The sequence below is a fragment of the Bacillus sp. 0102A genome, assembly GCF_036765155.1.
GTDB lineage: Bacteria > Bacillota > Bacilli > Bacillales > Bacillaceae > Bacillus > Bacillus subtilis_G.
This window is the reverse complement of the sequence record NZ_JBAIZW010000009.1, coordinates 17,035-28,880: the sequence shown is the minus strand read 5'-3', so window position 1 is coordinate 28,880 and position 11,846 is coordinate 17,035. Positions and strand designations below refer to the sequence as shown.

Below are 11,846 nucleotides of genomic sequence, written 5' to 3'. Positions count from 1 at the left end.
TTTTTTCTGATTTGAAATATTGATTTCAAACGGTAAAAATAAGATTAGTTAATCATTGTCCACCCATCATCCCTTCTTGTTTTGATTACACACACTATAGCATAACTTCAAATTCGAAAGCAAAGGCCATTTGGGATATTTTTCATCAAAAAACTCCTGCTCATTATTGAGGCAGGAGCTGCGAATCTTATTGATGCTTTGCTTTTCTCACTTTATAAACCACAATCAGCAAAATAAACCAAACCGGCGTAATAAATAAGGAAATTCGAGTATCCTGAGCTAATGCTAAAACAACAATGATAAACGCCAGAAACGCAAGAATCAGGTAGTTTGAAAACGGATAAAGCGGAAGCTTAAACTTATTTGTTTTCGCTAATTCAGGTCTTGTTTTCCGGTATTTCATATGGCAGATGACCGTAATACCCCAAATGTAGATAAAACAGACGGTTGAAATGCTTGTGATCAGGGTGAATACGCCTTCTGGCATGATGTAGTTTAGCGTGACACCGATTAAAATCACGATAGCTGAAAAGAACAACGCATTTCTGGGTACTTTACGCGGAGTTAGTTTCGCCATTGATTCAGGCGCATTGTTATCTTTAGCCAAGGAATAGATCATACGGCTTGTACTGAACACAGCGCTGTTACATGCTGAAGCAGCGGATGTCAACACAACAAAGTTAATAATACTTGCTGCCGCGACGATGCCGACCGCGACAAATACCTGTACGAATGGGCTTTCGCTAGGATTGATAACATTCCAAGGATAGATGCTCATAATGACAAGAAGAGCACCGATATAGAAAAGCAGCACCCGGATAGGGATATTGTTGATCGCCTTAGGGATGACTTTTTCAGGGTTCTCTGTTTCACCGGCTGTAAGTCCGACCAGCTCAATGCCGACAAAGGCAAACACAACCATCTGGAACGAGAGGATAAACCCGTGCATTCCATTCGGGAACATACCTCCGTGGCTCCAGAGATTTGTGAAACTGGAGGCTCCTGAGCTAGTGGGAAACCCTTTGAAGATCATCACAAGACCGATAGCGATCAGCGCCAAAATGGCAATGACTTTAATTAAAGCAAACCAAAATTCTAATTCTCCAAAAAGCTTGACAGTTGCCAGGTTCATAATCATTAAAACAATCAGAGCGATTAAGCCGGGCACCCATTGCGGCACACCCGGGAGCCAATATTGAGTGTAAAGCCCGACGGCTGTCAGATCTGCCATCGCGATAGAAATCCAGCAGAACCAGTATGTCCAGCCGGTGATAAAGGCTGCCATATCACCTAAATAGTCTTGTACAAAATCAACAAAAGAGTGATAGTTCAAATTCGATAACAGCAGTTCACCCAGAGATCGCATAATTAAAAAGCAAATGATTCCTGTGATCAAGTAGGCAAATAAAATCGACGGGCCGGCAAAATGAATTGATTTTCCTGAGCCGAGAAATAACCCCGTCCCAATAGCACCGCCGATGGCGATGAGCTGGATGTGCCTGTTTTTTAAGCCTCTCTCCAAGGTTTGCTGATTTATATTATCTTTCGTCATATCGTCTGTCACTTTGTGTGTTCCTCCATTGAAAATTGTTTTGAGTCAGCAATACGTTTTTAATGATTATTATAACACTAAAATTTCTATCTTTTTTACTATAAAGGTAAATGAAAAGAAATTTTAATGTTTTTTGAAAAAATTCATAATAAAAGCGGCTCCATTTAGTGAGCCGCAGTCGTTTTATGCCATTTCTGTTTTTTTCAAATACAGGTAGAGCCCATAATCTGTCGGAGCGGATGCATATCCTGCCTGCCGCAGCATTGCTGTGATATTGCCGCGGTGGTATGTCCCGTGATTAACAACGTGAGGAACCAGCTCGGAAACAGTCGTTTCCATGATTCCGGCGGAGGGGTTTTGAATCTGGAGAGGTTTATCGATCTGTTCGTTTTGCCGTAAACATAATGTGTAGCGCTCGGATAACTCCAGAAACAGGGCTTCCATCTCCTCGATTTCTTTTGCCTCTGTCTGGTCTTTAAGCTGTTCAGCTAACGCCAAAGCAGCGCTCATACTTTGGCCGGAAAATACTTCAATCCAGCCGAGATCAGAGAGGTAGACATGAGATATGACATGAGATATCGACGGAAACACACTTTGAATGTCTTGGCGATAGACCTCTTTTGGAAGCTCTTTTAACCGATTGAATATTTGCTGATTGGCCCATACGTTATATTCATACAATTTTAATGATAAATCTGACACGTGAATCTCCCCTTCCATGTTTATAACGTCCATTATACACGAACGAACGTTCTTGCGGAGGTGCGTGAATAAAATAGGTTGACAGACATAGTTTAGAGGAATAAACTAATTGGCATTGATCATATAGTTTAGAGGGATAAACTATAGTGAGGAGGGGGAAGACGTTGAATGAACAAAAGCTGTGTCAGGCGATAAACCTGTTTGTGGAAGTATTACTTGAGGGGACAGAGTTTGTGCATCGTGAAATCAATCAGGATGTCTTCAAGCATATCTCAAGAGAACAGGCGGATCTGTTGAAAATTTTAAAAGTAAAGGGCTCAACTTCTCCCGGCAGCCTTGCTATGTATCAAAACGTACATAAGAGCGCGATTTCGAACAGACTGAAAAAGCTGCTTGAAAAGGGATTTGTTGAATGGGAGGACTGTCCGGCAAAAAGTGATAAGCGTTCTAAGCTTATTCACATCACAGCCAGCGGTGAAAACATCCTGGAAAAATTAGATTCAGCCATCTTTAACGCTCTTAAAGAGCTAATCGATGATATAGATGAGGAACACTTAAACTCTATCATAGAGATATTCACCATTCTAAAAAGCAAATTTAAAGGAGGAGATCCTGCCGAATGAGAGCAATCATCAAATTCAAGTGGGCGATTGCAGCCTTTATATTAGCACTTACCGTGATACTGAGTTTGTTTTCTCCGAACGTAACGGAGCTGGCCAATCAAAAGGGGCAGGCCCAGCTTCCCGCTGATGCTGTTTCAGAAAAAGCAAATGCCATTTTAAAACAAGCGGGAGAAGACACTAATTCGATCAGTATGGTTCTTACATTAGACCACGCTTTGAAGAAAGAAACAGAAGATCAGCTCCGCACAATGATCGATAAAATCAAAAAGATCGACGGTGTAGAAGATGTAACGTCTCCTCTTACAGCGGAAAAAGAAGTCAAAGACCAACTAATCTCGAAAGACAAGAAAACCATCCTCGTTCCTGTCACGATTACAGGTTCTGATAAAAAGGCGGAAAAAATCGCGGATGACATGTATAAAATCGTTCCTGATGATTTGACGGCATATATGACGGGAGCCTCCCTCATCAATCAGGATTTCGCCCACAGTTCAGAGGAAGGGCTCAAGAAAACGGAAGTGATCACAGTCTGCTTGATCATCGGCTTACTGCTGATCGTGTTCCGCTCTGTTGTGACGCCTTTTATCCCGATTGTGGTGGTCGGGTTTTCATATCTGATCAGTCAATCCATATTGGGCATTCTTGTGTACAATGTTGATTTTCCTATCTCGACGTTTACGCAAACCTTCTTAGTCGCCATTCTGTTCGGCATCGGAACAGATTACTGCATACTGCTTCTGACCCGATTCCGTGAAGAATTGGCAAATGGACATGACAAAAAAGAAGCGGCGCTAATCGCTTATCGTACAGGGGGAAAAACCTTATTTATCAGCGGATTTGCGGTATTGATCGGGTTTTCTGCCTTAGGCTTTGCGAAGTTTGCGATTTTCCAATCAGCAGTAGGAGTCGCAGTCGGTGTGGGAATTTTAATGATCATCCTCTACACACTGCTGCCATTATTTATGGTGACACTGGGTGAAAAGTTATTCTGGCCTTCTAAGAAAGTGCTGTCGCACAGTGATAATAAATTATGGGCGTTTCTCGGCAGACATTCGGTTGTTCGTCCGTTTCTGTTTATTGTCATCACGGTGATCATCACGCTTCCGTTCATCTTGACCTATGATGACCAGATTTCATTCGATTCGACTGCAGAGATCAGCAGCGATTATAAATCAATAAAAGCTCTTGAGGCCATCAAAGATGGATTCGGTGAAGGGAAAGCGTTCCCGATCAATGTTGTCGTGAAAGGAGACAAAGAACTCACAACAGCTGATACAATCCCTTATCTCGGAAATGTCAGCAAAGCGATTGAGAAAGTCGATCATGTGGACTCTGTCATGACCATCACGCAGCCGACTGGTGAAAAAATCAAAGATTTATATATTGATAAACAGCTAGGCTTGGTTTCAGACGGGCTGGATAAGGCGGGTAAAGGAATTGCCGATGTCCAGAGCGGTTTAACGGATATAGAAAACGGAATGAATCAAATGGCGGGGCAAACGGGCTCAGCCTCAAATAGCAGCTCCGGCGGTTCACTGGGCGATGCGGCAGACGGTTTAGACAAAATCAATCAGCAGCTGCAACTTGTGAGCAAACAGATTTCCCAAACCGGCAATACCGCACAGACCGTACAGCAGCTTACGGCAATCAGCGGACAGCTTGGACAGATTCAAACCGGTCTTGAACAAGCGGACCAGCAGCTCTCAGGCCAGAAGGCACAAGCCGGAACGCTGACAGAAAGCCTGAAGAAGCTGGCTGCAGGCGTGAAGAGCGCAAATGATGGCCTGACGAAAATCACTGACGGCATAACAGCTTCCAGTGATATGTTAGAGGATATGAGCAAAAGCTCAACCGTAAGGGATACAGGCATATTCATTCCTGATCAAGTCATGAAAGATAAAGACTTTAAGAAGTCAATTGACCAATATTCATTTGCAGATGGCAAAGGCGTACAATTAAGCGTCGTCCTGGACTCTAATCCTTATTCAGAACAGGCCATTACAACAATGAACCAAATCAAAAAAGCTGTAGCAAACGAAGTTGACGGCACTCCTCTCGAGGACGCACAGATCGTATACGGCGGTGTCACGAGTGTGAATGCGGACTTAAAAGAGCTGTCCACAACGGACTTCTCCAGAACAATGGTGATTATGATTATAGGTCTGTTTATTGTATTAACCATTTTATTCCGCTCGATGATCATGCCGATTTATATGATCGCGTCATTGCTGCTGACATACTATACGTCGATCTCCATAACAGAATTGATTTTTGTGAACGGCCTGGGAAATGCCGGCGTCAGTTGGGCAGTACCGTTCTTCAGCTTTGTCATCTTGATCGCGTTAGGCGTAGATTATTAGATCTTCTTGCTTGACCGATTTAAGGAAGAGGTGCACCTTGGCATTGAACAAGGTGTCATCAGATCAATGAGCAAAATGGGATCCGTCATCATTACGGCGGCCATTATTTTGGCCGGCACGTTCGCGGCGATGATGCCCTCGGGCGTCAATACGCTGATGCAGGTGGCAAGTGTTATCATTATCGGGCTGCTGCTTTACGGCCTTGTCATTCTTCCGCTCTTTATGCCGGCAATCATCGTGACCTTTGGAGAAGGAAACTGGTGGCCGTTTGGCAGGAAGAAAATCAAAGAATAACCGAGAAAAGAGTGATGACCATTCATCACTCTTTTTTTGCATGACTGATGACTAGAAAATATCATGGGTTTACTGCAAACGTGTTAACCCCAAAATAGCCGGTCCGTATAAACGGCGGTTTTGTTTAAAATAAAAAGAGCCCGGAATATTCCTGGGCTCTTTGTTTTATTTCCATTCTGCAATTGTATCAATCGGCAGACGGTAGGAAGCATAGCCTTCGTCTGCTGCTTTTCCGATAGAAAGAAGCATGACCGGTACATAACGTTCTTTATCTAATCCGAATGTTTCCGCGATGTTTTCTTTATCGTATCCGCCGATCGGGTTTGTATCGTAGCCGTGCGCGCGTGCAGTCAGCATCAGCTGCATCGAAACAAGCCCTCCGTCAATCAGGATTGTTTCGCGGTTCACTTGCGCCGGAAGCTTTTCAAAATGAGCTGTCAGCGCTGCGATTTGTCTGTCTTTTACCTCTTGCGGCATATAACCGAGTTCCACTGCTTTTGAATAGATTTCTTCTAAATAATCAGCATTGTTCATGTCTGCAAATACGGCGATGACAGCAGATGATGTTGTGACTTGCGTTTGGTTAAAGCTTGCAAGCGGTGCGAGCTTTTCTATTCCTTCAGGGCTGTCGATGACGAGAAAACGCCATGGCTGTGCGTTTACAGAAGATGGCGCAGTTGTTGCTTCCTCTAAGATTTCTGTCATCTCCTCTTTGCTGATTTTCACCGTCGGATCATAGTTGCGAATGGAACGGCGGCCTTTCATAATCTCCATAAAATCGTTTGTTTTGATCATGTTGATACACTCCTCTTAAGCTTCGATATTGTCTATGTTGTGACGCATACGCGCCAGCACATCAATGAGCAGGCGGCGTTCGTCTGCACTTACATTTGCGAGCATTTCCTTTATGAAACGCTCCTTTTCTTTCTTAGAAGACTCGATCCGCTCTCTTCCTTGATCTGTTAACCGAACAAGGGTGATGCGGTTGTCTTCAGGCTTGCGCCGTCTTGAGACCATGCCTTTGGCTTCCAGCTGTTTTAGGTGTCTAGTGACGGCGGCGCTATCAATATTGACTTTCTTTTGAAGGTCGCTTTGACTAATCTCATCTGCGTGATAAAGCAATGTCAGCAATTCCAAACGAGATTGGCTGATGCCCGTGCATGCCTCGAACTTCACGCCAATCACCTTGTTCACGCCTTGCAGCTGATATAAAATCTCGGCTTCCTCTGAACAAAATGACGCCAAAACCCATCCCTTCTTTCTTGTCAACATAATTAATTGATATATCAATGATTGACTTGTCAATTAATATACTATGATTGATTTCAACTTGCAAGTCATTTGCATATTTGAAAAAACCCCCCGTGTATGTGAAGGGAGGTTTTGTGTTATTCTTGCGGCTCTGGATAAAACATCAGCAGAAAAAAGCTGGCCATTTCTTCGGAAGAATTGATGTAGCTGTGCGGGGTTGATCCTGTAAATTGCAGGGCGTCTCCTGAAGCGAGCATGTGCTCCTGCCCCTGAAGATTAACCGTTAATTCGCCTTCTTTAATGAAAAGGTACTCTTCACCTAAATGTGTTTTTGCTTCATGGATACATCCAGGTTTCAGATCAACAACGTAAATTTCAAACTTTGTTTCAGGATTGTAGGGGAAAAAAGGGTAGACGCTGTAGTTTTCTTCATTATCTGTAACAGGTTCAATATCCCTCAGATTAATTTTTCTAACTATCGGCTTGTCTTCTTTCAGAAATACAGAAAAGGAGACTTGAAGCCCGTTTGCGATCTTCCATAGTGTAGTGACAGTCGGGGTGGACTTTCCTTTTTCGATTTGTCCGAGCATCGCTTTGCTGACACCCGTTAATTCAGAAACTTGATCAAGAGTCAGGTTTCTGTTTTTTCTAAGTTTGACCAGATTCATTGCAATAATGGCTTGGATATCATCCATACATGTATCTCCTTACGTCCATATTCGATTTCATTATAACATAGGGAAGTCTGTTATCACATTCTGTTGTCGGTTATAACATACGTGTGTATAATATGTTAGACGAAGAGGAGGAGGACAGAATGATATCTGAAAAAGAAATGACTCATGCAAAAACTGACGAGCCAACATTCCTGCAGGGATTTCAAGATTGTGTTCCGACGCTGATCGGTTACATCAGTGTAGGCTTGGCTCTCGGAATCGTTGGGGTTGCGTCGCATTTAAGCGTAATGGAGATTGTGTTAATGTCAGGATTGGTTTTTGCAGGCGGCGCCCAGTTCATTATGTGTGCGTTGTTAGCGGCGAACAGCCCGATGTCCGCCATTATTCTGACTACGTTTATTGTGAATTTGCGGAATTTTCTATTAAGCGCCGCGCTTGCTCCTCATTTTTCAAAGTATTCACTGGCGAAAAATGTAGGTATCGGCATGATGGTGACAGATGAATCGTTCGGTGTCGCTTCAAATAAGATTGTCAAAAACGAGCCGATTAACGATCGCTGGATGTTCGGTTTAAATCTTACAGCATATGCGTGCTGGGTGCTGTCTTGTGTGGCGGGGGCTGTTTTTGGCAAGTGGATTACCGATCCGGAATCGTTCGGACTGGATTTTGCGGTGACGGCTATGTTTTTAGCGCTGCTGGTTCTTCAACTGGAACATGTTGTGCCGGCGAAGCTTAAACATTATGTATCACTCATGATCTATATGGTGATTGCCATGGTTGTTTTTTCTTTCTTTATGCCGTCTCATCTTGCGGTCATCATATCAACGGTTATCGTAGCCACAATCGGGGTGGTGACGGATAAATGAGTGTCAATACATACATCTTGATGGTGATTATCGGCTGTGCGCTGGTCACGATGATTCCCCGCGTCATTCCCTTTTTAGTTGTTCGGAATATCACTTTGCCGGAGCCCATGCTCAAGTGGCTTTCCTATGTGCCGGTCTGTATATTGACAGCACTTGTCGTAAAGGATTGTATGATTCAGTCAAATGATACTCTTCAATTGAATTGGCCCGCAGCCGTTATCTTGATCCCGACTCTTTTGATTGCGATGAAAACGAAAAGCTTATCCATTACTGTGATCACCGGCGTTCTTCTTATGGCGGGTTTGCGATTATGGGCATAAAACAAGAGGATCGGCACTTACTTGATCAGGGCAGAAGACCCTGATTTTTTTGTGTCTTTCGTTCAAGCTTTAAGCGGCTTTCACAGACTGAAAGTTATGATACAATATACTAATGTTTTTATAGCTTCAATCTATCGTTGAAGTTGACATCTTACATAAGGGACTAGGTTGAAGGGAAGGTTTGATAACATGCTGCAAAACCCAACTGGAAAAGAACGCTTGGCATTGGCGTTTCTGCTCGGCATGCTTGCTATATTGGGCCCGCTTAATATCGATATGTATTTGCCAAGTTTTCCTGAAATCGCGAATGATTTATCAGCAAGCGCTTCACTTGTACAGTTAAGTTTAACAGCCTGTCTGGTCGGGCTTACCATCGGCCAGCTGATTGTAGGGCCGGTCAGTGATGCGCAGGGAAGACGGAAACCGCTATTAATCTGTATTTTTTTATTTGCGTTATCTTCTCTGTTTTGTGCGCTGTCGCCCAATATTGCAACATTAGTGGCTGCGCGTTTTTTACAGGGGTTCACCGCTTCAGCAGGGCTTGTGCTGTCTCGCGCCATCGTCCGCGATGTGTTTACCGGAAGAGAGCTTTCTAAATTTTTCTCACTGTTAATGGTCATTACAGCAGTTGCGCCAATGGTAGCACCTATGACAGGCGGCGCCATTTTGCTTTTGCCATTTGCAACGTGGCATACGATTTTTCACGTGTTAACGATCATCGGATTTTTACTTGTTCTTTTGATTGCATTTAGACTAAAAGAAACGCTGCCGCCGGAAAAAAGGATTCCAAGCTCAATCGGAACATCTGTCAAAACGATGGGCAGCCTGCTGAGGGATCGGTCCTTTATGGGGTACGCGTTAACTGTTGGGTTTATACATGGAGGAAGCTTTGCATATGTGTCCGGTACGCCATTTGTATACCAGGGTATTTACGGGGTGTCGCCGCAGGTGTTTAGTATTCTTTTTGGCATTAACGGCCTGGCGATTATATCGGGCAGCTTTATGATCGGGCGCTTTGGCGGAATCATCCATGAAAAAAAACTGCTTCGCATAGCGGTCATTACAGCTATGATTGCGACGGCTGTGCTTTTGACTATGACCATGATTCACGGCCCTCTGGCCACATTAGTCATATCCATCTTCATTTACATGATTACAATTGGCATGGTTTTGACCAGCACGTTTACGCTGGCCATGGAGAAGCAGGGGCACCGAGCCGGAAGCGCAAGCGCGCTGCTCGGCATGCTGCCGCTTCTCCTCGGATCGATCGTCTCCCCGCTTGTAGGCATTAATGAAACGACTGCCATTCCAATGGGAGCGATCATGTTTGTGACAGCGGTCATCGGCTCTCTGGCGTTTTTTGGATTAACGAAAGAACGAGCGGAGCAAAAAACCTGACATGGCGTCAGGTTTTTTGTTTTAGTTAGAATAATAACAGCAGGCCCGCAATCGCCGGAGTCAAGAAGATGGCCGATTTCAGAACCACCTTTGGCATAAGGTTGGTGAATTTCGCACCTACATAGGCACCGCACATCGTGCCGACCAAGACTTTGATCAGCAGTATATAATCGACAAAACCTTCTGTAATGTATCCGATTCCTCCACCTACAGCGAGGGGAATGATCACAAGCATCGTCGTTCCGACAGAATGGCGAATAGACAGGTTCAGCATGATCATTAAACCGATTTGAATAAAAGGCGCCGACCCGATGCCGAATGTGCCGGAAAGAACGCCGGAAACAATTCCTAAGATGACCGCTCTCGTATACGTTGAAAGATGGCTCTGATTCATTTGAGCCTTCTCTTTTAAAAGAAACAATCTGATTAAAATGAGAATCGCTGATAAAAACAACATTCCCGCCGTCAAATAATGAAGCAAATCAGCCGGAATGAACGATGTCAGTTTGGCGCCGAAAAATGAGCCGACCGCAGCAAAGCATCCGACTATTAAGCCGATTTTCATTTGAATGTTGCCTTCACGATAGTGGCTGTACGCCCCTGATAAGCTGGTGAAAGCCATCCCGGCGAGGGAAGTGCCTAAAGCCGTATGAATAGGAACATGGAAAAGAAGAGTTAAAAGTGCAATGACAAAGCCTGCACCCCCGGCACCAATAAAGCCTAAAATAATCCCGAGAAGAAACATAACAAGAATAATGAGCATATTTTTTCCTCCATTGAAAAATTCTAAAAATGTAATAAGTGCTATTCTGGCGGAGGTATGGTGTTCTATTGACGATGAAAAAACATGCCGATTTTTCAGTTGCCAGTAGTCCGTCGACCGTCGTTCAGCAAACATATCGTACCCCGAATTCTGAGATTTGACAAGGCAGTTTATTGCTTCCCATTACCATCTGTTATATGATTTTCATGAAGAAAAGCCCATGAATATATTCAAAAGAGGTATTATATATGGACGATTTTAAATTAGACAAACCGACTCCTTACTACCTGCAATTTTATAACCAGCTGAAAAAAATGATCTTCAACGGAACTTTTAAGCCGGGGCAACGGATAAACGAAACCCAGCTGGCGAAAAGCTTTGGTGTCAGCCGCTCTCCAATAAGGGAAGCCATGCGGCTGCTTGAGAAAGACGGTTTGTTAAAAGCAGATGACCGAAATGGATTTTCTATTACGTCGTTAACGGCAAAAGATGTAGATGAGATTTATAAAATCAGAATTCCGCTGGAGCAGCTGGCAGTTGAGTTAGTCATAAACGAAGCGGATGAGGAAGAGCTTGCTATTCTTGAAAAACAGCTTGAAGAAACAGAAAAAGCCATTCACAACGGAATGGAAGATACGGAAATCATCAGTTTAAATCAAAAGTTTCATGAGCTGCTTGTCGATTTTAGCCATAACAGACATTTGAAAAATTTGCTTGAGCATGTAAATGATCTGATTCACTTTTGCAGAATCCTTAATTATACTGGCGACCACCGTGCAGAAACGATACTGAGTGAACACCGCAAAATATTTGAAGAAGTGAAAAAGAAAAACAAAAAAGCAGCCAAACAGTATGTGGAGGCTCATTTCAATCATGACTGTGAGCACTTGAAGCATGTGCTTGAAGAAAGAAAAGAGAATTGATTATTGTGTGATCCGTCCCAAGGGGAATCTAGCCCCTTGGTTTTTTTGTGCTCACTAACATATATAAGGGATTATGGTAATAAGATTTTATGATAGATTGACTAACGAATAATGGGG

11 protein-coding genes and 1 pseudogene are annotated in these 11,846 nt (G+C 43.5%); 6 read left to right on the top strand and 6 right to left on the bottom strand.

The window, feature by feature from the left end:
* Positions 1-187: 187 nt before the first annotated feature.
* Positions 188-1,564 (bottom strand): amino acid permease, encoded by a 1,377-nt coding sequence (locus V6D41_RS18720; RefSeq protein WP_087993573.1) that lies wholly within the window; start codon positions 1,562-1,564, stop codon positions 188-190.
* Between the two features lie 171 nt (positions 1,565-1,735).
* On the bottom strand, positions 1,736-2,254 hold the full coding sequence (gene dinB / locus V6D41_RS18715) for a damage-inducible protein DinB (RefSeq protein WP_333519270.1): 519 nt from the start codon (positions 2,252-2,254) through the stop codon (positions 1,736-1,738).
* 164 nt (positions 2,255-2,418) lie between these two features.
* On the opposite strand from dinB, the gene V6D41_RS18710 reads away from it, so the two are divergent.
* Together V6D41_RS18710 and V6D41_RS18705 are read left to right on the top strand one after the other, a co-directional pair.
* A complete protein-coding gene (locus V6D41_RS18710; protein ID WP_333519269.1) occupies positions 2,419-2,877 on the top strand; it encodes a MarR family transcriptional regulator in 459 nt (152 codons plus the stop codon).
* A pseudogene (locus tag V6D41_RS18705) lies at positions 2,874-5,531 on the top strand (MMPL family transporter). Before V6D41_RS18710 ends, V6D41_RS18705 begins: the two are co-directional and overlap by 4 nt.
* A gap of 165 nt (positions 5,532-5,696) precedes the next feature.
* Here the strand turns inward: V6D41_RS18705 and V6D41_RS18700 are convergent.
* From V6D41_RS18700 to V6D41_RS18690, 3 genes are all read right to left on the bottom strand, one after another.
* Entirely contained in the window at positions 5,697-6,326 is a 630-nt protein-coding gene (locus V6D41_RS18700; protein WP_333519268.1) for a nitroreductase family protein, read from the bottom strand.
* A 15-nt stretch (positions 6,327-6,341) separates the two neighbouring features.
* Complete coding sequence (locus tag V6D41_RS18695; RefSeq protein ID WP_333519267.1) at positions 6,342-6,836, bottom strand: MarR family transcriptional regulator; 495 nt, start codon at positions 6,834-6,836, stop codon at positions 6,342-6,344.
* Between the two features lie 83 nt (positions 6,837-6,919).
* Positions 6,920-7,477: a helix-turn-helix domain-containing protein gene (locus tag V6D41_RS18690; protein ID WP_333519266.1), complete on the bottom strand. Its 558-nt coding sequence runs from the start codon at positions 7,475-7,477 to the stop codon at positions 6,920-6,922.
* A gap of 122 nt (positions 7,478-7,599) precedes the next feature.
* Here V6D41_RS18690 and V6D41_RS18685 point away from each other — a divergent pair, with 122 nt between their 5' ends.
* The 3 genes from V6D41_RS18685 to V6D41_RS18675 all read left to right on the top strand — a co-directional run bounded on the left by V6D41_RS18685 (position 7,600) and on the right by V6D41_RS18675 (position 10,043).
* On the top strand, positions 7,600-8,325 hold the full coding sequence (locus tag V6D41_RS18685; protein ID WP_148964502.1) for an AzlC family ABC transporter permease: 726 nt from the start codon (positions 7,600-7,602) through the stop codon (positions 8,323-8,325).
* Complete coding sequence (locus V6D41_RS18680) at positions 8,322-8,645, top strand: AzlD domain-containing protein (RefSeq protein ID WP_333519265.1); 324 nt, start codon at positions 8,322-8,324, stop codon at positions 8,643-8,645. The genes V6D41_RS18685 and V6D41_RS18680 overlap by 4 nt, the downstream gene beginning before the upstream one ends.
* Before the next feature lie 189 nt (positions 8,646-8,834).
* The gene (locus tag V6D41_RS18675; protein WP_333519264.1) at positions 8,835-10,043 is read left to right on the top strand and encodes an MFS transporter; all 1,209 of its coding nucleotides are present in this window, start codon (positions 8,835-8,837) and stop codon (positions 10,041-10,043) included.
* 25 nt (positions 10,044-10,068) lie between these two features.
* Here V6D41_RS18675 and V6D41_RS18670 read toward each other — a convergent pair whose 3' ends face one another.
* Positions 10,069-10,806, bottom strand: coding sequence for a sulfite exporter TauE/SafE family protein (locus V6D41_RS18670; protein WP_087993582.1), 738 nt, complete (start codon positions 10,804-10,806; stop codon positions 10,069-10,071).
* Between the two features lie 248 nt (positions 10,807-11,054).
* Between V6D41_RS18670 and V6D41_RS18665 the strand changes: the two genes are divergently transcribed.
* Positions 11,055-11,729 carry a GntR family transcriptional regulator gene (locus V6D41_RS18665; protein WP_333519263.1) on the top strand — a complete coding sequence of 225 codons (675 nt, stop codon included), beginning with the start codon at positions 11,055-11,057 and terminating at the stop codon, positions 11,727-11,729.
* The last annotated feature ends 117 nt before the right edge of the window (positions 11,730-11,846 follow it).

Coding starts and splice junctions, on each gene's coding strand:
- V6D41_RS18700 (WP_333519268.1), bottom strand. CDS start 6,326: ATGATCAAAACAAACGATTTTATGGAGATTATGAAAGGCCGCCGTTCC.
- V6D41_RS18690 (WP_333519266.1), bottom strand. CDS start 7,477: ATGGATGATATCCAAGCCATTATTGCAATGAATCTGGTCAAACTTAGA.
- V6D41_RS18685 (WP_148964502.1), top strand. CDS start 7,600: ATGATATCTGAAAAAGAAATGACTCATGCAAAAACTGACGAGCCAACA.
- V6D41_RS18680 (WP_333519265.1), top strand. CDS start 8,322: ATGAGTGTCAATACATACATCTTGATGGTGATTATCGGCTGTGCGCTG.
- V6D41_RS18675 (WP_333519264.1), top strand. CDS start 8,835: ATGCTGCAAAACCCAACTGGAAAAGAACGCTTGGCATTGGCGTTTCTG.
- V6D41_RS18670 (WP_087993582.1), bottom strand. CDS start 10,806: ATGCTCATTATTCTTGTTATGTTTCTTCTCGGGATTATTTTAGGCTTT.
- V6D41_RS18665 (WP_333519263.1), top strand. CDS start 11,055: ATGGACGATTTTAAATTAGACAAACCGACTCCTTACTACCTGCAATTT.